General features: G+C 65.2%; 16 protein-coding genes and 1 tRNA gene. 13 read left to right on the top strand and 4 right to left on the bottom strand.

From position 1 onward, the window contains the following. Window positions 1-166 precede the first annotated feature (166 nt). The 5 genes from I3K84_RS16485 to miaB all read left to right on the top strand — a co-directional run bounded on the left by I3K84_RS16485 (window position 167) and on the right by miaB (window position 4,917). Window positions 167-1,948, top strand: coding sequence for a M61 family metallopeptidase (locus I3K84_RS16485; RefSeq protein WP_196995008.1), 1,782 nt, complete (start codon window positions 167-169; stop codon window positions 1,946-1,948). 50 nt (window positions 1,949-1,998) lie between these two features. Next, window positions 1,999-2,778, top strand: coding sequence for an enoyl-CoA hydratase (locus I3K84_RS16480; RefSeq protein ID WP_196996127.1), 780 nt, complete (start codon window positions 1,999-2,001; stop codon window positions 2,776-2,778). 26 nt (window positions 2,779-2,804) lie between these two features. After that, window positions 2,805-2,881 (top strand) — tRNA-Met (locus tag I3K84_RS16475). Between the two features lie 102 nt (window positions 2,882-2,983). After that, window positions 2,984-3,433: a hypothetical protein gene (locus tag I3K84_RS16470; RefSeq protein ID WP_196995007.1), complete on the top strand. Its 450-nt coding sequence runs from the start codon at window positions 2,984-2,986 to the stop codon at window positions 3,431-3,433. 137 nt (window positions 3,434-3,570) lie between these two features. After that, the gene (gene miaB, locus I3K84_RS16465) at window positions 3,571-4,917 is read left to right on the top strand and encodes a tRNA (N6-isopentenyl adenosine(37)-C2)-methylthiotransferase MiaB (protein WP_135148852.1); all 1,347 of its coding nucleotides are present in this window, start codon (window positions 3,571-3,573) and stop codon (window positions 4,915-4,917) included. A gap of 121 nt (window positions 4,918-5,038) precedes the next feature. On the opposite strand, the gene ffh is transcribed toward miaB, so the two are convergent. Then, complete coding sequence (ffh, locus tag I3K84_RS16460) at window positions 5,039-6,418, bottom strand: signal recognition particle protein (protein WP_011806721.1); 1,380 nt, start codon at window positions 6,416-6,418, stop codon at window positions 5,039-5,041. A 91-nt stretch (window positions 6,419-6,509) separates the two neighbouring features. Between ffh and I3K84_RS16455 the strand changes: the two genes are divergently transcribed. The 8 genes from I3K84_RS16455 to I3K84_RS16420 all read left to right on the top strand — a co-directional run bounded on the left by I3K84_RS16455 (window position 6,510) and on the right by I3K84_RS16420 (window position 16,657). Then, window positions 6,510-7,310: an inner membrane protein YpjD gene (locus I3K84_RS16455; protein WP_011806722.1), complete on the top strand. Its 801-nt coding sequence runs from the start codon at window positions 6,510-6,512 to the stop codon at window positions 7,308-7,310. Beyond that, window positions 7,307-7,540 (top strand): PP0621 family protein, encoded by a 234-nt coding sequence (locus I3K84_RS16450; protein ID WP_172208454.1) that lies wholly within the window; start codon window positions 7,307-7,309, stop codon window positions 7,538-7,540. Before I3K84_RS16455 ends, I3K84_RS16450 begins: the two co-directional genes overlap by 4 nt. A 4-nt stretch (window positions 7,541-7,544) precedes the next feature. Next, entirely contained in the window at window positions 7,545-9,245 is a 1,701-nt protein-coding gene (locus tag I3K84_RS16445) for a PAS domain-containing sensor histidine kinase (protein ID WP_196995006.1), read from the top strand. A 15-nt stretch (window positions 9,246-9,260) separates the two neighbouring features. Continuing rightward, window positions 9,261-10,769 (top strand): sigma-54 dependent transcriptional regulator, encoded by a 1,509-nt coding sequence (locus tag I3K84_RS16440; protein WP_196995005.1) that lies wholly within the window; start codon window positions 9,261-9,263, stop codon window positions 10,767-10,769. Continuing rightward, the gene (gene ampD / locus I3K84_RS16435; protein ID WP_196995004.1) at window positions 10,750-11,349 is read left to right on the top strand and encodes a 1,6-anhydro-N-acetylmuramyl-L-alanine amidase AmpD; all 600 of its coding nucleotides are present in this window, start codon (window positions 10,750-10,752) and stop codon (window positions 11,347-11,349) included. Before I3K84_RS16440 ends, ampD begins: the two co-directional genes overlap by 20 nt. Window positions 11,350-11,704: 355 nt before the next feature. Next, complete coding sequence (locus tag I3K84_RS16430) at window positions 11,705-14,623, top strand: ribonucleoside-diphosphate reductase subunit alpha (protein WP_196995003.1); 2,919 nt, start codon at window positions 11,705-11,707, stop codon at window positions 14,621-14,623. Window positions 14,624-14,761: 138 nt separating this feature from the next. Then, window positions 14,762-15,952, top strand: coding sequence for a ribonucleotide-diphosphate reductase subunit beta (locus tag I3K84_RS16425; RefSeq protein ID WP_196995002.1), 1,191 nt, complete (start codon window positions 14,762-14,764; stop codon window positions 15,950-15,952). A 180-nt stretch (window positions 15,953-16,132) separates the two neighbouring features. After that, window positions 16,133-16,657, top strand: a complete 525-nt coding sequence (locus I3K84_RS16420; protein WP_196995001.1) for a histone — start codon at window positions 16,133-16,135, stop codon at window positions 16,655-16,657. Window positions 16,658-16,754: 97 nt separating this feature from the next. Here the strand turns inward: I3K84_RS16420 and I3K84_RS16415 are convergent, their stop codons facing one another. Genes I3K84_RS16415 through prmA form a run of 3 tightly spaced genes read right to left on the bottom strand, consistent with a single transcriptional unit; the run spans window position 16,755 to window position 19,958 of the window. Further along, window positions 16,755-17,651, bottom strand: a complete 897-nt coding sequence (locus tag I3K84_RS16415; RefSeq protein ID WP_047350669.1) for a carbohydrate kinase family protein — start codon at window positions 17,649-17,651, stop codon at window positions 16,755-16,757. 25 nt (window positions 17,652-17,676) lie between these two features. Beyond that, a complete protein-coding gene (locus tag I3K84_RS16410; RefSeq protein ID WP_196995000.1) occupies window positions 17,677-19,014 on the bottom strand; it encodes a DUF3426 domain-containing protein in 1,338 nt (445 codons plus the stop codon). Window positions 19,015-19,064: 50 nt separating this feature from the next. Next, complete coding sequence (prmA, locus tag I3K84_RS16405; protein ID WP_196994999.1) at window positions 19,065-19,958, bottom strand: 50S ribosomal protein L11 methyltransferase; 894 nt, start codon at window positions 19,956-19,958, stop codon at window positions 19,065-19,067. Between the last annotated feature and the right edge of the window lie 77 nt (window positions 19,959-20,035).

Raw genomic sequence — 20,035 nt, 5'->3', positions numbered from 1 at the left:
GCGCCACTGCCGCCCACCGCGCATCCTTCATCGGCATGCGCTGCAAATATGAGAGCTGCTAGCGCTTGCTCACTGAGGACTTTCAATACATTTCATATTGAAACCCTTGTCTAGTAAGCGCAAGCAGCTATTTTTTTTGACGTCACCCCTCTCGCTGCATTCCGCCATGTCTCTTGCCGCCAGCACCGCCGCCGTCCACTACCGCATCGACCCCACGCAGACCCACGCCCACCTGTACCGCGTCACGCTCACCGTGGCGGTGCCGGCGGCGCAGCAGGAGCTGTCGCTGCCGGTGTGGATTCCGGGCAGCTACCTGGTGCGCGAGTTCTCCAAGAACCTGCAGTCGCTGCAGGCGCAGCAGGGCGGCGCCCCCGTGTCCCTGCAGCAGCTGGACAAGCACCGCTGGCGCGCGCAGTGCACGGCGGGCACGCCGCTGGTGCTGAGTTACGAGGTGGCCGCCTACGACACCTCGGTGCGCACCGCCTGGCTGGACGCCACGCGAGGCTTCTTCAACGGCACCAGCCTGTGCCTGCGCGTGCACGGGCAAGAGGACGCGCCTCACACGCTGGAGGTCGCGTGCCCGCCCGCGCTGGCCGGCTGGTCGCTGGCCACGGGGCTGGAGCCGGTGGCGGTCGCACCGTCCGGCTTCGGGCTGTACCGCGCACGCAACTATGACGAACTGGTCGACTGCCCCGTGGAGATGGGCCCGTTCTGGAGCGCCCAGTTCACCGCCTGCGGCGTGGCGCACCAATTGGTGGTGGCCGGCGCCGCGCCGTCGTTGGATGGCGAGCGCCTGCTGCGCGACGTGCAGCGCATCTGCGAGGAGGCCATCCGCTTTTGGCATGGCGCGCAGCAGCCGCCGTTCACACGCTATGTGTTCCTGCTCAACGTGGTGCACGACGGCTACGGCGGGCTGGAACACGGCAACTCCACCGCCCTCATCTGCGGCCGGCGCGACCTGCCGCGCGTGGGCGAGGCCGCCACGCCCGAGGGCTACACCACCCTGCTCGGCCTCATCAGCCACGAGTACTTCCACACCTGGAACGTCAAGCGCCTGCGCCCCGCCGAATTCGCGCGCTACGACTACACGCGCGAGAACTACACCGAGCTGCTGTGGTTTTTCGAAGGCTTCACCAGCTATTACGACGACCTGCTGCTGCGCCGCGCGGGCCTGGTGGACCACGCCACCTACCTGCGTCTGCTGACCAAGAACATCAACCAGATGCTGCAGACGCCGGGCCGCCAGGTGCAGTCGGTGGCGCAGGCCAGCTTCGACGCCTGGGTCAAGTACTACCGCCAGGATGAGAACACGCCCAACAGCACCGTGAGCTACTACACCAAGGGCGCGCTGGTCGGCCTGTGCCTGGACCTCGCGCTGCGCCGCGAAGGCCGCACCACGCTGGACGACGTGATGCGCGCGTTGTGGCAGCGCACGGGCGGCGGCCCCATGGCCGAGACCGACCTGCTGGCCGTTTTGCAGGAGTTGTCGGGGCGCGACTGGTCCGGCGAGATCGGGCAGTGGGCGCACGGCACGGCGGAGCTGCCGCTGGCCGAGCTGCTGGCCGCCCATGGCATCCGGTTGCAGGCGGAGCCCGCGCAGATCGCCCAGCGCCTGGGCCTGCGCGTGAACGAGAACCACGGCGTGCACATCAAGACCGTGCTGCGCGGCGGTGCGGCAGAGGCGGCCGGCTTCATGGCCGGCGACGAATGGCTGGCGCTGGAAACGCCGGGCCAGGCCTGGCGCTTGCACAAGTTGGACGATGTGCCGCTGTACGCCGCCAGCGCCACCCAGATCACGGCCCTGGTGGCGCGCGACCAGCGTCTGATGCGCCTGGCGCTCACTCTGCCAGGCGCCGGCGCGGCCTCTGACACGGTGCGCCTGGACGTGCAGGACGCCGCCGCGGCCCAGCGCTGGCTGGGGCCGGCCCAGCCGGGTCCTCAGGCATGAAGGCTTGGGTATATTCCCGGCATCCCACCCACTACAAACAGGAGATCACCTTGGCCTACGAATGCATCGAAGTCCGCACCGAAGCGGACAAGGTCGGCATCATCACGCTCGCCCGTCCCAAGCAGCTCAACGCGCTCAACGACCAGCTCATGACCGAGCTGGGCGAGGCCCTCAAGGCGTTCGACGCCGACGAGAAGATCGGCTGCATCATCCTGACGGGCAGCGAGAGGGCCTTCGCCGCGGGCGCCGATATCGGCGCCATGGCCAAGTACAGCTTTGCCGATGCGTACAAGGGTGACTACATCACCCGCAACTGGGAGCAGATCCGCAGCATCCGCAAGCCCGTCATCGCGGCGGTGAGCGGCTACGCCTTGGGCGGCGGCTGCGAGCTGGCGATGATGTGCGACTTCATCATCGCGGCCGACAATGCCAAGTTCGGACAGCCCGAAATCAAGCTGGGCGTGATCCCCGGCGCGGGCGGCACGCAGCGCCTGCCGCGCGCCGTGGGCAAGGCCAAGGCCATGGACATGGCCCTCACCGGCCGCATGATGGACGCCACGGAAGCCGAGCGCTCCGGCCTCGTCAGCCGCGTGGTGCCGCTGGACAAGCTGATGGAAGAAGCCCTGGGTGCGGCCCTCGTCATCAGCGGTTTCTCGCAGATCGCCGTGATGGCCGCCAAGGAATCGGTGAACCGCGCCTTCGAAGGGACTTTGAGCGATGGCGTGATGTTCGAGCGCCGCCTGTTCCATGCGCTGTTCGCCACCCAGGACCAGAAGGAAGGCATGGACGCCTTCGTGAATAAGCGCGCCGCAGTCTTCACGCACCAATAAATTTTTGTTCTATAATTCGCGGCTTCGGTGGTATAGCTCAGTTGGTTAGAGCGCAGCATTCATAATGCTGATGTCCCAGGTTCAAGTCCCGGTACCACCACCAGATATAACCCGCAGCGCCCCAGGTGCTGCGGGTTTTTCTTTAGCCGCGTGGCGGGCCGGTGCCTGCCACTAGAATTTTCGTTTCAGCCCCTGGATGTACACCATGAATCGCTGCAACACCCGCACCTTCGCGTCCACCCGCACCCGCGGCGCCTGGCTGGCGTCCCTCGCATGCCTGGCACTGCTGGGCGGCACCGCGCCCACGGCCGCCAGGGCCCAGGCGGTGGCGGCCACCGGCCTTGCGCGCACCTTCCCCGCCAATGCGCTGCGCGGCACGCTGAACTTCCAAGACCGCACGACGGCCCTGCTCAACGGCAATGCCATCCAGGTGGCGCCGGGCATGCGCTTGTTCAGCCCGCAGAACGCGCTGGTCATGACCCACACCGTGCAGGGCAAGCCCCTGAAGGCGAACTACGTGACCGAGGCCAGCACGGGCATGCTGCTCACCGCCTGGATCCTCACGCCCGCCGAGGCCGCCTTGCCCCGCAAGGGCAGCGACACGGAAACCAACGTGCGTTTCGAGTGGGACACCAAGCCCGCCGCGCTGCGCTGACACACCCGCGCTGATCCACCGCGCTGAAGCCCGGCGCGCGTTCGCGTTTCGCCGGCCCCGCTGGCCAGCCCGCAACCGCCCCGCTGCCGCCTGCGCCGCGGCGGCTGGTCTTTCGCGAGATTGAAGAGACACAAGCCATGTCCAAGAAAGTTTTCATCAAGACCTTCGGCTGCCAAATGAACGAGTACGACTCGGACAAGATGGCCGATGTGCTGGGCGCCGCCCAGGGCTATGAGCCCACCGACGACCCGGAGCAAGCCGACCTGATCCTGTTCAACACCTGCTCGGTGCGCGAGAAAGCGCAGGAGAAGGTGTTCAGCGACCTCGGCCGCGTCAAGCACCTCAAGGACAAGGGCGTGCTCATCGGCGTGGGCGGCTGCGTGGCCAGCCAAGAGGGCGAGGAGATCATCAAGCGCGCCCCGTTCGTGGATGTGGTCTTCGGCCCGCAGACGCTGCACCGCCTGCCCGATCTGCTCAACGCCCGCGCCGCCAAGGCCAGGCCGCAGGTGGATATTTCCTTCCCTGAGATCGAGAAGTTCGACCACCTGCCGCCCGCGCGCGTGGAGGGCGCCAGCGCGTTCGTGTCGATCATGGAAGGCTGCTCCAAGTACTGCAGCTACTGCGTGGTGCCCTACACGCGCGGCGAAGAGGTCAGCCGCCCGTTCGAGGACGTGTTGGTGGAGGTCGCCGGCCTGGCCGACCAGGGCGTGCGCGAAGTCACGCTGCTGGGCCAGAACGTGAACGCCTATTTGGGCGCCATGGGCGACACGGCGGAGAAAGCCGACTTTGCGCTGCTGCTGGAGTACGTGGCCGAGATTCCCGGTATCGAGCGCATCCGCTTCACCACCAGCCATCCCAACGAGTTCACGCCGCGCCTGATCGAGGCCTACGCCAAGATCCCGAAGCTGGTGAGCCACCTGCACCTGCCCGTGCAGCACGGCAGCGACCGCATCCTGATGGCCATGAAGCGTGGCTACACGGCCATGGAATACAAGAGCACCATCCGCAAGCTGCGCGCCATCCGCCCCGACATGGCGATGAGCAGCGACTTCATCGTGGGCTTCCCGGGCGAGACCGAGGAAGACTTCCAGAAGATGATGAAGCTGATCCACGATGTGCGCTTCGACAATTCCTTCAGCTTCATCTTCAGCCCGCGCCCCGGCACGCCCGCCGCCAACCTGCACGACGACACGCCGCATGAGGTGAAACTGCGCCGCCTGCAGGAGTTGCAGGCCGTGATCAACCGCAACATCCTGGAGATCAGCCAGGAGCGCGTGGGCACGGTGCAGCGTCTGCTGGTGGAGGGCGTATCCAAGCGCGACGGCAGCGAGCTGATGGGCCGCACCGAATGCAACCGCGTGGTCAACTTCCCCGGCCACGAGCGGCTGATCGGCCAGATGATCGACGTGAAGATCACCGAGGCGCGTACCTACACGCTGCGCGGCGAGGTGGTGATGGGCGAGGTCACGACCGCGGTCGGATGACCCTCAAAAACCATAGCTACCAGCGCTTGCTACCTCTGGATTTCCAATGTTTTTCCGCCTGAAACCCTTGAAATACCAGCGCGAGCAGCTCTATTTATAGGAGCGGTCACCGCTCCCCTGTTCAGAACCGCGGCATGCCTCCGATGCCCGGCAGGCCGCCCTTCATGCCGCCCATCTTCTTCATGAGCTTCATGAGGCCGCCGCCCTTCATCTTCTTCATCATGCCCTGCATCTGCTCGAACTCGTTGAGCAGGCGGTTGACCTCCTGCACCTGCACGCCGGCGCCCTGGGCGATGCGCTTCTTGCGTGTGGCCTTGATGAGCTCGGGCTTGCGGCGCTCCAGCGCCGTCATGCTGCAGATGATGCCCTCCTTGCGGCGGATGTCGCGCTCGGCCTTGTCCATGTCCACCTGACCGGCCTTGGCCGTGAGCTGCGCGGGCAGCTTGTCCATGAGGCTGGACAGGCCGCCCATCTGCTTCATCTGCTGCAACTGGGCCAGGAAGTCGTTCAGATCGAACCCGTCGCCGCTCTTGACCTTGGCGGCGAGCTTTTGCGCCGCCTCCATGTCCACGCCGGCCGTGACCTGCTCGACCAGCGCGACGATGTCGCCCATGCCCAGGATGCGGCCCGCGTGGCGCTCGGCGTCGAACACCTCCAGGCCGTCGATCTTTTCGGACACGCCGGCAAACTTGATCGGCGCGCCCGTCACCTGGCGCACCGACAGCGCCGCACCGCCGCGCGAGTCACCGTCCAATTTTGTGAGCACGATGCCCGTGAGCGGCAGCGCTTCCTTGAAAGCCTTGGCGGTGTTCACCGCGTCCTGGCCCTGCATGGCATCGACGACAAACAGCGTCTCCACCGGGTTCAGCACGGCATGCAGGTCCTTGATTTCCTGCATCAGCACCTCGTCGATGGCCAGGCGGCCGGCCGTGTCCACCAGCAGCACGTCGAAGAAGTGCTTCTTGGCGTAGTCCAGCGCTCCAAGGGCGATGTCGCGCGGCTTCTGGTCGGGCGTGCTGGGGAACCACTCGGCGCCGGCCTGCTTGGTCACGGTCTTGAGCTGCTCGATGGCGGCGGGGCGGTACACGTCGCCCGAGACGGTCAGCACCTTCTTCTTGCGCTTTTCGATCAGGTGCTTGGCCAGCTTGGCCGTGGTGGTGGTCTTGCCCGCGCCCTGCAGGCCGGCCATCAGGATCACCGCCGGCGGCTGCGCGTTGAGGTTGATGTCCGCCACGCCCTCGCCCATGGTCGCGGCCAGCTCCTTGTTCACGATGCCCACCAGCGCCTGGCCGGGCTTCAGGCTACCCAGCACCTCCTGGCCCAGGGCTTTTTCCTTCACGCGGGCGATGAAGTCGCGCACCACGGGCAGCGCCACGTCGGCCTCCAGCAGGGCCATGCGCACCTCGCGCAGCATGTCCTGCACGTTGGCTTCGGTGATGCGGGCCTGGCCGCGCATCTCCTTGACGAGACGGGTGAGTTTTTCGGTGAGTGCGGAGGCCATGGCCAAATGCTCCAGATGCACCGGCCCGGGCGTAATGCCGACCGATGGCACAGCCCCGACGACCAGGGGCGAAAGGCTAAACTGCGAACCCATGATTTTACCCAGTGCTTCCCCGCTCGGCTGGCTGCTCGCCCTGGCCACCGCCGCCGCCTACGCGCTGGCGGCGGCCCTGGCGCCGCGCACCTCCACAGGCCGCGGCCAACTGGCCATCATGGCCCCTGCCTGGATGCTGCATGGCGCTGCGCTGGTCTGGGGCCTGCTGGGCAGCACGCCGCATTTCGGCTTTGCCGCTGCCTTGTCGATGACGGCCTGGCTGGTACTGACCACCTACGCCGTTGAGCGGCAGCTGTTTCCGCAGATGCGCGCGCGCTGGGTGCTGTGCGCACTGGGCGGCGCGGCCGTGTTGGTGGCGGCGCTGTTTCCGGGCCGGCCACTGCACGTATCCGCCTCGCCCTGGCTGCCGCTGCACCTCACGCTGGGCATTGCCTGCTATGGCCTGTTTGCCGCAGCGGTGGTGCACGCCTGGCTCATGAGCCGTGCCGAGCGCCAGATGCGCCTGGCAGCCGATTCGCACAGCGGCATGCCGCTGCTGACGCTGGAGCGGCTCACGTTCCGCTTCGTGACGGCGGGCTTTGTGCTGCTCTCGGCCACGCTGGTGGCGGGCTGGCTGTTCAGCGAGCAGCTCTACGGCCGCGCCTGGCTGTGGGACCACAAGGCCGTGTTCTCGCTGCTGGCCTGGATCACCTTCGCAGTGCTGCTGCTGGGCCGCTCGCGCTTTGGCTGGCGCGGCCGCAGCGCCGTGCGCGTGCTGTATGCAGGCACGGCACTGCTGCTGCTGGCCTACGTGGGCTCGCGCTTCGTGATGGAAGTGGTGCTGGGGCGGGCGGCATGAAATACCTGGTCCTGTTCGCTGTGCTGGCCGTGGTCTACGCGGTGTGGCGCGCGCAGCGCCGTGCGTCTGCGCCGCGGCAAGGCAACACCCAGCGTCCGCCCATCGCACCGCCACAGGACATGGTGCGCTGCGCCCACTGCGGCGTGCACCTGCCACGTGGCGATGCCGTGCCCGGGGGGGCGCATATGTACTACTGCAGCACCGCCCACCGGGACCGTGGGCCCGCCTGAGCCAATGCCCTCCAAGCTGGCAGCCGCCGCCTCTCCCCTGCCCTTTCATCGCCTGTGGAATGCCTTCCTCACAGCGCGCGTGATGGTGGCGCTGGCGCTGCTGCTGCTGCAATTGCTGGGCATTGCACTCAACCAGGCCGGCGAACCGCTGCTGTTCAGCATCTGCCTGGGCTACCTGGTGGCCACGGTGGCGCTGCGGGTGTGGGGGCACGGCGCGGTGCCCGACCCGCGCCCCGGCATCCAGTGGTTGCCTTCCATCGGGCTGGATCTGTTGCTGGTCAGCGTGCTGCAGGCGCTGCAGCAGTCGGGCGGCTTGAATTTCACGCCGTTGTTCGGGCTTCCGGTCCTGATGGCAGGCGTGCTGGGATCCTTGACACTGGCTCTGGCAACCACGGCCGGCGCCACGCTGCTGCTGCTGGCCTGGGCCTGGTGGCTGGGCACATACGGCGGCGCCGGAGACGGCACGCAGCGCTACCTGCAGGCGGCGTTGACAGGCACCGGCTACTTCATCGTCGCCTATCTGGTGCACCTGCTGGCCGCCAAGCTCACCAGCGAGCAGCAGATGGCCCGGCGCAGCCAGATGGATGCGCGCACCCACCGCGCAGTCAGCGCCCTGGTGATGCAGCACGTGGCCGATGGCGTGCTGGTGCTGGACCTGCATGGCCAGGTCCGCCTGGCCAACCCCGCGGCATTGCTGATGCTCGGCCACAAGATCTCCGGAGATTCCTCCCTGACGCTCACCCACACGGCGGCCTTCAAACCCCTCATGGACCTGGCGTGCGCCACTTTCCAGATGGAGCGTCCCCAGCATGCCGATGTCAACGTCCTGCACGATGGCCAGATCCCCATGGCCCTGCGCGTGCGCGCATGGCTCACCCACACGCAGGACGCCCCGGACGACTCTCCGGGGGAGCCGCTGTGCGTGATGTTCCTGCACGACCTGCGCGAAATGGAAGCGCGCCTGCGCACCGAGAAGCTGGCCGCCATGGGGCGCATGTCGGCCGCCGTGGCACATGAGATCCGCAACCCGCTGGCAGCGATCGTGCAGGCCAACGAACTGCTGGAAGAAGACCTGGACGACCCCACACAGAAGCGCCTGACACACATGGTGCGTCAAAACGCCGACCGGCTGGTGCGCATCACGGAGGACGTACTGGACATTGCGCGCGTGCAGCACCAGATCCACCAGGCCAGCTCCTCCACCGTGGCACTGGATGCCACGGTGCAGCAGGTGTGGAACGACTGGACGGCGCAGGACCCCGCACGCCGCCAGGGGCAACTGATACTGGACGCGGGCGCAGCGCAGGTGGAGTTCGACGCCGAGCACCTGCGGCGTGTGCTGGTGAACCTGCTGGACAACGCATTGCGCTACAAGGGCCCCGAACCCGATTCGCTGTGCCTCGCGACGCGCGCCACCCCCGGCGGGAAGGCCGGCGTGCAGGTGTGGAGCGACGGCGCGCCGCTGGACAAATCGGTGGAGCGGCATCTGTTCGAGCCTTTCTTCTCATCCGAAAGCCGCTCCAGCGGGCTGGGCTTGTACATCTGCCGCGAGCTGTGCCAGCGCCACGGAGCGGCCATCGGCCACCAGCGCACCACACGCAGCCTGGCGCGCGGCGAGGTGGCGGGAAACGCCTTCACTGTGACCTTCCGCAGCCTTTCGCGCCCTGCAGACAGCGCATCACTGTTTGACACAATCGTGGTCTGACACGGCCCACAGACCATGAATGCATCCACCGCCTCCATTCTTGTCGTTGATGACGAACCCGATCTGCGCACCCTCTATGAGCTGACCCTGCTGCGTGAAGGCTACCGCGTGGAGACCGCCGCCAGCGTGGACGACGCGCGCCAACAGCTGCAGACGCAGAAGTTCGACGTCGTGATCACCGACATGCGGCTGCCCGACGGCTTCGGCATGGACTTGCTGCACGACCTGCGCAGCCAGCAGCGGCGTGAACGCTGCGTGGTCATGACGGCCTATGGATCGGCCGAGAACGCGGTGGAGGCGCTGCGCGCGGGCGCGTTCGACTACCTGACCAAGCCCGTGGACCTGAAGCAATTCCGTGCCGTGGTGGCCTCGGCGGTGCAGGGTATTGGCGCCGTACTGGCGGCGCCCAAAGCCACCCGCCCCGGCGCACGCAATGTCACGCAGTGGCCGGACATGCAAGATCCTGTGCTGGATCGCCTGATCGGCGACTCCGAAGCCATGCGCAATGTGAAGCAGCGCATCGCCAAGGTGGCGCGCAGCATGGCCCCCGTGCTGGTGCGTGGCGAGTCAGGCACGGGCAAGGAACTGGTGGCCCGCGCGCTGCACGCCAGCAGCCAGCGCTCCGAAGGCCCGCTGATCGCCGTCAACTGCGGCGCGATTCCCGAGAACCTGCTGGAGGCAGAGTTCTTTGGCGCGCGCAAGGGTTCCTACACCGGCTCTACGCACGACCGGGAGGGCTACTTCCAGGCCGCCCGTGGAGGCACGCTGTTCCTTGACGAAATTGGCGACCTGCCGCTGCCCATGCAATCCAAACTGCTGCGTGCGATCCAGGAGCGCACGGTACGGCCCCTGGGCTCCACGCAGGAAGAGGCCGTGGACGTGCGCATCGTCAGCGCCACGCACCGAGACCTGGCCGCCGACGTGCAGGCGGGGCGCTTCCGCCAGGATCTGTATTACCGGCTGAATGTCATCGAACTGCTGATCCCACCGTTGCGCGAGCGGCGAGAGGACCTGCCCGCGCTGTGCGAGGCCTTGCTGGCCCGTATCGAGCAAGAGTCGGGGGTGGCCGTTCCCCGCCTGACGGAAGAAGCGCTGCGGTGCATCGCACAGCACCCGCTCACCGGCAATGTGCGCGAGCTGGAAAACCTGCTGCATCGCGCGGTAGCCCTCAGCGATGGCCATGAGCTGCACGTTGAAGGCGCGCCAGCCCCCACCGTGGAGGCACCGCCACCCCTACCGCAGCCCGTACCGTCCGCACCAGCCATCGCGCAGCCTGCTGAGCCGCACGCGCCCCCTCGTTGGTCCGGCATCAGCGAAGGCATGCCCCTGCCCAACGATCTGCAAGCCTGGCTCGACCAGCAGGAACGGGAAATACTCGTGCGCGCCCTGCGCGAGGCGGGTTTCAACCGCACGGCCACCGCAGCCCGCCTGGGCATCAGCCTGCGCCAGATCCGTTACCGGATTGCCCGGCTGCACATCGAGGTACCGCAAGACGGCGACAGCCATGGCGACGCGCAGCCCTGAGCCTGCGGCCCGGCGGCCCGCCTGGCACGGCGGCTGGTACGCGAATGCGAGACGCATGGACTCGCCCAACCACGGGCCACGCCCCCCGCAGGCCAGCGTGGACCTCATCGTGGTGCATTCCATCAGCCTTCCCCCCGGGCAGTTTGGCGGGGACCATGTCCACCGGCTTTTCATGAACCAGCTGGACTGGGACGCCCATCCTTATTTCCAGCAGATTCGCGGCCTGGAAGTGTCGACGCATTTCTTCATCACGCGCGCAGGTGTGCTGTGGCAGTTCGTGGACGTGGGCCGACGCGCCTGGCACGCGGGCCGTTCCCACTACCGGGGGCGCGATGCCTGCAACGACGACTCGATCGGCGTTGAGCTCGAGGGGCTGGAAGGCGGGAGCTTCGAGCAAGCGCAGTACGCCACCCTTGTGACCCTTTGCAAGGCGCTGCGGCAGCGCTACCCCGTGCGCTACATCGCGGGACATGAGCACATCGCCCCTGAACGCAAACACGACCCAGGCCCTGGGTTTGACTGGCGTGTACTTCATGGAGCCTTCGCCGGCGCGGGTGTTCTTTTTCCGCCAGGGTGTTGATCCCCCAGGCACCCGGACGCATTGCCGCACTTTGCGCCTTCGCCTCGCCTTCACCGCTCAGGATGAAGTTGCACGCGCGTTTGCGCGCAAGATCGGCCAGCATGCCGCACCATGGCTCAAGCCGTCGGATGCGGGCCTGATCCTACGGGGGTTGCGACGGCAGTAGAAGGCCCAGGCGTTCAATCACGACGAAACGATCTCGCCAGCCTCTTATGGGGATACACTACCCCTAGTGTCTTGAACCATAAAGACACACTAGATATAGTGTGCGGCGACAGTCTACGCCGCCGTTTCGCCGGCCGAAGGTGACTGCCCGTCCGCCTGGCCATTTCTCCGAACACCTCCGAGGACCTCCATGCACGCTGCGCCCCTATCCGTTCCTGTTGACACCCCATCGCCTGCACGGGCCACCCCGTCGGCCACGCCGACCGGGACCCATCCACTGATGCACTACCAGATCATCCGCCGCAACGGCGCCGTGGTGCCCTTCGAGCCGCAAAAAATCGCCGTGGCGATGATGAAAGCATTCCTGGCCGTTCACGGGGCACAGGGAGCAGCCTCGGCGAGCGTGCGCGAAGTGGTGGATCAGCTGACCCAGGCAGTCGTGCGCGCGCTGATGCGCTCGCGCCCCGCGGGAGGAACGTTCCACATTGAGGACGTGCAGGACCAGGTGGAGCTGGGCCTGATGCGAGGCAGCCATCATGAGGTGGCACGCGCCTACGTGCTCTACCGCGAGCGCCGCGCGCAAGAACGCGCACAGAAGAAGGAACAACTGCTACCCCAGATGCCGGCCCTGTATGTACAGGACCAAGGTCAGCGCGTGGAGCTTGACATTCTGCGCCTGCAGAGCCTGGTGGAAGCCGCATGCACGGGCCTGGGATCGGACGTCCAGGCCGCGCCCATCATCGCGGAGACCATGCGCAACCTGTACGACGGCGTACCCATGGACGAGGTGTACAAGGCATCCATCCTCGCGGCGCGCACCCTGATCGAGAAAGATCCCGGCTACACCTACGCGACGGCACGACTGTTGCTGCACACCATCGTGCGCGAGGTGTTAGGCCGCGACGTGAATCCCGCCGACATGGCCCTGGCCTACGCCGACAACTTTCCACAATTCATCCGCCAGGGCGTGGACAACGAGTTGCTCGACCCGTGCCTGATGGAATTCGACCTGCAGCGCCTGGGAAGCGCACTGAAGGCCGAGCGCGACCTGCAGTTCGACTATCTTGGCCTACAGACGTTGTACGACCGCTACTTCCTGCATGTGCGCAAAACGCGCATCGAGCTGCCTCAGACCTTTTTCATGCGCGTGGCCATGGGCCTGGCGCTGCGCGAGGACGACCGCAACGCCCGTGCCATCGAGTTCTACGAACTGCTCAGCTCCTTCGATTTCATGAGCAGCACGCCCACGCTGTTCAACAGCGGGACATTGCGCTCGCAGCTGTCCAGCTGCTACCTGACGACGGTGCCCGACGAGCTGGAGGGCATCTACGAATCCATCAAGGAAAACGCCCTGCTGTCCAAGTTCGCGGGCGGCCTGGGTAACGACTGGACACGCGTACGCGCCCTCGGTGCACGCATCAAGGGCACGAACGGCGAGTCGCAAGGCGTGGTGCCGTTCCTCAAGGTGGTCAACGACACGGCCGTGGCCGTGAACCAGGGCGGCAAGCGCAAGGGTGCCGTCTGCACCTACCTGGAAAGCTGGCACCTGGACATCGAAGAATTCCTGGAGCTGCGCAAGAACACCGGCGACGACCGGCGACGCACACACGACATGAACACGGCCAACTGGATTCCCGACCTGTTCATGAAACGCGTAATGGAAAAGGGCCTGTGGACACTGTTTTCCCCCTCGGATGTCCCTGATCTGCACGACCTGTACGGACAGGCCTTCGAAAAAGCCTACATCGCCTACGAGGCCAAGGCCGAGAGCGGCGAGCTGCCCCTGTTCAAACGCGTACCGGCCGTCGACCTCTGGCGCAAGATGCTGTCCATGCTGTTCGAGACCGGCCATCCCTGGATCACCTTCAAGGACCCGTGCAACATCCGCTCTCCCCAGCAGCATGTAGGCGTAGTGCACAGTTCCAATCTCTGTACCGAGATCACGCTCAACACCAGCGATGCCGAGACGGCCGTGTGCAACCTGGGATCGGTGAACCTCGCGCGCCATCTCAAGGACGGAGGCATCGACCTCGACAAGCTGCGCAAAACCGTGAGCACGGCCATGCGCATGCTGGACAACGTGATTGACATCAACTACTACGCCGTACAGAAGGCCAAGGACTCCAACCTGCGCCACCGCCCCGTCGGCCTGGGCCTGATGGGGTTCCAGGACGCGCTGTATGAACTGCGCATCCCCTACGCAAGCGACGCCGCAGTGGAGTTTGCCGATACCTCCATGGAGGCTCTCTGCTATTACGCCTACTGGGCCTCAACCGATCTCGCCCAAGAACGGGGCCAATACTCCAGTTACCAGGGTTCTCTGTGGTCCCAGGGCATCCTGCCGCTGGATTCACTGCAGTTGCTGCAGCAGGAACGTGGCGGCTACGTGGACGTGGACCGTACGACCCGTCTGGACTGGGACATGCTGCGCGCCAAGATCGCGCAAGACGGCATGCGCAACTCCAACTGCATCGCCATTGCGCCCACAGCCACCATCTCTAACATCGTTGGCGTGGACGCCTCCATTGAGCCCTCCTTCGGCAATCTCTCCGTCAAATCCAACCTCTCGGGAGAGTTCACGGTCATCAACCAGTACCTGGTGCGCGACCTGAAGCAGCTGGGCCTGTGGGACGACGTGATGCTCATGGACCTCAAGCACTTCAAGGGGTCGCTGCACGCGATCGACCGCGTTCCCCTCACCGTCAAGTCACTGTACGCCACGGCCTTTGAAGTCGCTCCCACCTGGCTCGTCGAAGCGGCGGCGCGTCGACAGAAATGGATCGACCAGGCGCAGAGCCTGAACATCTATATGGCCGGCGCCTCAGGCAAGAAGCTCGACGAGACATACAAGCTTGCGTGGATACGCGGTCTGAAGACCACTTACTACCTGCGCACGCAGAGCGCGACGCATGTGGAGATGAGCACCGTGAACACACGCCAGCTCAATGCCGTCGCGTCCGGCGCAAGCGACACGGGGGAGGGAACGATGGCACCTAGCTCGGCACTGAACGCTGCCGTGGCCGCAGCGCAGGCGCAGGCTGCTGCCATCCCTGCGACCGACGTGAAGTTCTGCGCCATTGACGACCCCGGCTGCGAAGCCTGCCAGTGATGCCGTGCGCATGCGGGCGCAGCGCGACACTCCGTCGCCTCGTTCGCATGTGTCGTGAAGCAACAGATCACGCCTGGCAACGCTTCGGTGCTTTTCATTTTGAAGCACTGCTTCCATAATCCGACCACTGGAAAACCTATGCTCACCTGGGACGACGAAGTCAAGCCCTCATCGCAAAAACTCTTGGACGGCAGTCACTCCAACGACCGCCCTGTGGAGCCTCCGCCAAACGGTTTCCAAGCACCCGTGTTGCAGTCCGTCGCCAGCACTTCGACGCGCACTGTCCCTACTACGTCTGCAGCACCCCAACACCGCCGCGTGTCTGCGGTCGACAAACGCATCATCAACGGCCAGACCGACGTCAACCAGCTGGTGCCGTTCAAGTACAAGTGGGCGTGGGAGAAATACCTCGCCACCTGCGCCAATCACTGGATGCCGCAGGAAGTGAACATGACGCGGGACATCGCACTCTGGAAGGACCCGAACGGCCTGACCGAGGACGAACGGCGCATCGTCAAGCGCAACCTGGGCTTCTTCGTCACGGCCGACTCGCTGGCCGCCAACAACATCGTGCTGGGCACCTACCGCCACATCACGGCGCCGGAATGCCGGCAGTTCCTGTTGCGCCAGGCGTTCGAGGAAGCCATCCACACCCATGCGTACCAGTACATCGTGGAGTCACTGGGCTTGGACGAAGGCGAGATTTTCAACGCCTACAACGAGGTCCAGTCCATTCGCGACAAGGACGAGTTCCTGATCCCCTTCATCGAAGCGATCATGGATCCGCGCTTCACGACCGGCACACCCGAGAGCGACCAGACACTACTCAAGTCGCTGATCGTTTTTGCCTGCCTGATGGAAGGTCTGTTCTTCTACGTGGGTTTCACGCAAATCCTGGCACTCGGCCGCCAGAACAAGATGACCGGCGCTGCCGAGCAGTACCAGTACATCCTGCGCGACGAGTCCATGCACTGCAACTTCGGCATCGACCTGATCAACCAGCTCAAGCTCGAAAACCCACATCTGTGGACGGCCGAGTTCAAGGACGAGATCAAGGCCCTGTTCATCAAGGCAGTGGAACTGGAATACCGTTATGCCGAAGACACCATGCCGCGTGGCGTGCTGGGCATGAACGCCTCCATGTTCAAAGGCTACCTGCGCTACATCGCGAACCGCCGCGCCACACAGATCGGGCTGGAAGCGCTCTTTCCGAATGAAGAGAATCCGTTCCCCTGGATGAGCGAGATGATTGATCTGAAGAAGGAACGCAACTTCTTCGAGACGCGCGTCATCGAGTACCAGTCGGGCGGCGCCTTGTCCTGGGACTGACATCTTCGTAGACCAGGCCATGATTTTTCAACCACGCTCCGCGCACACAGCACCGTTCGGCGCTGCGGCCTTGGGGCGTTTCCGCATTCGTGGTGACGCATATTCAGTCGTCGCCATGGATCGCTCCACGCCCAATGCAGGCGTGGGGTGCTCTTTGCAAATCGACCCAAGGAGAAAATGATGGCAACTGCGAAGAAACCCGCTGCAAAGAAAGCAGCTCCCGCTAAGAAGACGGCTCCAGCCAAGAAGGCAGCCGCTCCTGCAAAAAAGGCCGTAGCAGCCAAGAAGGCAGCGCCCGCCAAGAAGGCAACCGCTCCTGCCAAAAAGGCCGTAGCAGCCAAGAAGGCAGCACCCGCCAAGAAGGCAGCCGCTCCTGCCAAAAAGGCCGTAGCAGCCAAGAAGGCAGCACCCGCCAAGAAGGCAGCCGCTCCTGCCAAAAAGGCCGTAGCAGCCAAGAAGGCAGCACCCGCCAAAAAGGCAGCCGCTCCTGCCAAAAAGGCCGTAGCAGCCAAGAAGGCAGCACCCGCCAAGAAGGCAGCCGCTCCTGCCAAAAAGGCCGTAGCAGCCAAGAAGGCAGCACCCGCCAAGAAGGCAGCCGCGCCCGCGAAGAAGGCTAAGGCTCCTGCCGCAGCGCCCGCTCCTGTCGCGCAAACAACGCTGAACCCGCAAGCCGCATGGCCCTTCCCTACGGGTGGCAAGCCATAAGGCTACGGGACAGTCCAGCCTACGACCCGGTGCTTGCACCGGGTTTTTTTATGGCAAATCCGCAGTCAGAAACGCTTCTTCGATCCCAGCCACTCGCTCAGTCGGGTTGAAAGTCCAGCTGGTAATTCTGCGGACCACGCTGTGCGATCTTGAGCGCGCCCAGCCGGTTGCCCAACTGAGCGCAACGTGCCAGGGTCCACCCCTTCTCCAGGCCGTAGAGCAAACCGCCACGCCAGGCATCCCCGCAGCCCGTGGGGTCCACCACCTGCGCCGGTTGCACAGGGGGAACATGCGTCCTGACACCCTGTTCCCATATTTCACATCCCTGTGCTCCCAGTGTGACGATCAGGCCGCGGACCCGATGCGAGATCTCTGCCAGGCTCCAGCCCGTACGGTCGCACAACATCTTGCCTTCGTAGTCATTGACGGCGATCCAGCTCGCCTGCTCGATGAATCGACGCAGGTCTGCGCCATCGAACATGGGCAACCCCTGTCCCGGATCGAACACGAACGGAATGCCCGCCTCGACGAATTGCGCCGCGTGCTGCAGCATGGCCTCACGGCCGTCCGGCGCGATGATGCCCACGTGCGCACCCGCCCCGGGCGGGATGCGGTGCAGGTGGGCCTGCATCATGGCACCGGGGTGGAACGCCGTGATCTGGTTGTTGTCCCGATCGGTCATGATCATCGCCTGGGCGGTGTATGTATCCTCCACGCGGCCGACAAAGCGGGTGTCGACGCCGAGTTGCTGCAGTCGCGCCAAGTATTCGCCGCCATCAGCGCCCAGCATGGCCATGGGCAGCGGGTTGCCTCCCAACAGCTTGAGGCTGTATGCGATATTGCCAGCGCATCCTCCAAAGTCGCGGCGCAATGTGGGAACGAGAAACGACACATTCAGGATATGCAGTTGCTCGGGCAATATTTGCTCTGCAAAACGCCCATCGAACGTCATGATGGTGTCGAAGGCCAGGGAACCGCAAATCAGCGCAGCCATAGGGTCAAAGCTCAAGAGTAAAAAATCAGGGATAGAAGGCCACCAGCCGATAGCCGGCCACCTGCGCAGCGCCCTGGATCACCTGCAACGGCAGTGCACCGCTCCACACGAAACCTGGTGCCAATTCCAGGGGGGCCCCCAGTTCGTCACGCAGCAATACGCGCCGCACAATGGGTTGGTCTTGCGCATCCGTCAGCGTGAGTTCCAGCGCCGGCATCGCAACGGCCTGGGTCGACGTATTCTTCACGCTCATCTGCAACTGGTACCCGGACGGATCGTGGCGCGCCTTCAGAAACGATGAGCTGTCGATGACCACGGCCGTGATGTGCCGTGGAGGTTGCAGCACGCACTGCAAGCGCGCGCACAGTCGCTCCATCCATGCGCGGGCCGCGGGATGACGCGATGCGATGTCGTCCCGTTCCTGGATGGTGATTTGGAGAAGCAAGGCCACCACCAACGTCAAGCCGACCAAGGACAGGCCCACACGCACGGAGGGCCTGCGCCAGAACGCGTTGCGCCGCGCAGCCTTCACGAAGCCAGGTTCAATGACGGGATCCGTGCGGTCGTCGGCGTGCCCTTCTTCCCGCTCCAGCGATGGCGCGCCTGCATCCTCCGATGGCGCCAGGGACTCCAGCGGTCCAGCCGGGCTGGGCGCCATCTCTGGTGATTCGATGGTTTCCTGCGCCGCCCTCCCCGCAGCGGACGTGCCCCCCTCCTCTGTGGGTATCGGTGAAACCAGAACGGCAGGGGCTTCCGCGGATTCGTGGCTGCTGGGTTCCTCCGATTCCGCATCGTCCTCAAGAGGCGCCGCCGGTAACTCGTAACCCTGCGGGAGCGTATGGACTGGCGGGGCGTGAATATCGCGCGCGGCTGGAGAGAGGGGCGCCGCATCGGCATCCACCAGGGGCGCGGCCATTGCTTTCGTCGTCTTCGCAGGCGCTGCGCCCTCCGGATTCGCCAGCAGAAAGGCGGGGACCGGGGGCGGTGGGGGAACCCATGGTGGAGGTTCGCCTTCCGTACGCAGGCCTTCATCCTCCGCGGGAACCACTTCCTGCGGTGCACACGCGGCCGCTGCAGACATCACCGGGTCCGGCGCAAGCGACGTTGGAGCCTCCACATGCCGCGCACTGCCCCAGACCTGAATGCCTTCCGAGGCTTTACCGACGGGCTGTGGCGGAGGCTTGAGCGCATCCAGAAGCAGGTCGGAAAGCAACGGCTCCGCCTCCTGCACCTGCAAGTGCTGCGATGCATCGAACACCTCCTTGCAGTGCCCGCATCGCACCCAGCCTTCCGATATCCGCAGCTGATCGGCAACCACCCGAAAGGTGGTGGAGCAGTGGGGGCAGCGGGTGATCTGGCTCATCGGCTGTGGATTGTAGGGGCCCCTCTACGGCCCCCGCGCAGCCCGCGCGGTTAGCGACGCGCGGACATCAGGATCCAGCCATCCTCACGGTCCGACACCTGCAACTGCAGCCACGGCGCATAGGCCTCCTGCAGCTCCTGCGCCTGCCGCTCCAGGATGCCGGCCAGCACAAGGTGCCCGCCCTGCGCAACATGGCCGCTGAGCAAGGGCGCCAGCACCTTCAGCGGCGTCGCCAGAATATTCGCCAACACGGTCTGGTATTGCCCTTGCGCGCGCTCGGGCAGACCCGCGTTCACCTGCACGCCGTTGGCTTGCGCATTTTGTCGCGTGGATTCCACGGCTGCCGTGTCAATGTCCACCGCGTCGATCTCTGTGGCGCCAAATTTCGCGGCGCCGATCGCCAGGATGCCGGAGCCGCAGCCATAGTCGAGCACGCGCCCCAGCGCCTGCCCGGCCGCGTCGCCATGTTTGGCAATCCAGCGCAGGCACATGCGCGTGGTTGGGTGGGTTCCCGTGCCAAAGGCCAGCCCTGGATCCAGGCGGATGCTACGGCGCGCAGCCGCGGGCATCTCGTGCCACGTCGGCACGATCCAGAAATCGGGCGTGATGTCCACCGGCGCGAACTGGGATTGCGTGAGCCGGACCCAGTCCTGCTCCTGCACCACACTCACCCCCTGCACGATGCAGCCCTCGAAGAAATCCTGGGCCTGCAACAGTTGCCGCGCCTCCTCGGCCGCCTCTTGCGTAGGAAACAGGGCAGTGATGCGGCTACGCTGCCAACCCTCACGCGGGGCCGGCATGCCAGGTTCTCCAAAAAGCGCCTGCTCGGCATCGGTGTGCGCGTCGGCATCTTCCACCGAAACGCTCAAGGCTTCCAGCGCATCGAGCGCGTCGCTCACGGTCTCCACCCGTTCCTCGGGACACAACAGGTTCAGCTCGAACATGGGATCAGCCTCCTTGCACGCGATCCATGAAAAAAAGCTGGCATCCGTTTCCGGATGCCAGCGGGCAGGTCAGAAGT

The organism is Diaphorobacter sp. JS3051 (assembly GCF_015832135.1).
Taxonomy (GTDB): domain Bacteria; phylum Pseudomonadota; class Gammaproteobacteria; order Burkholderiales; family Burkholderiaceae_C; genus Diaphorobacter; species Diaphorobacter nitroreducens.
This window is presented reverse-complemented; position numbering and strand designations above follow the sequence as displayed.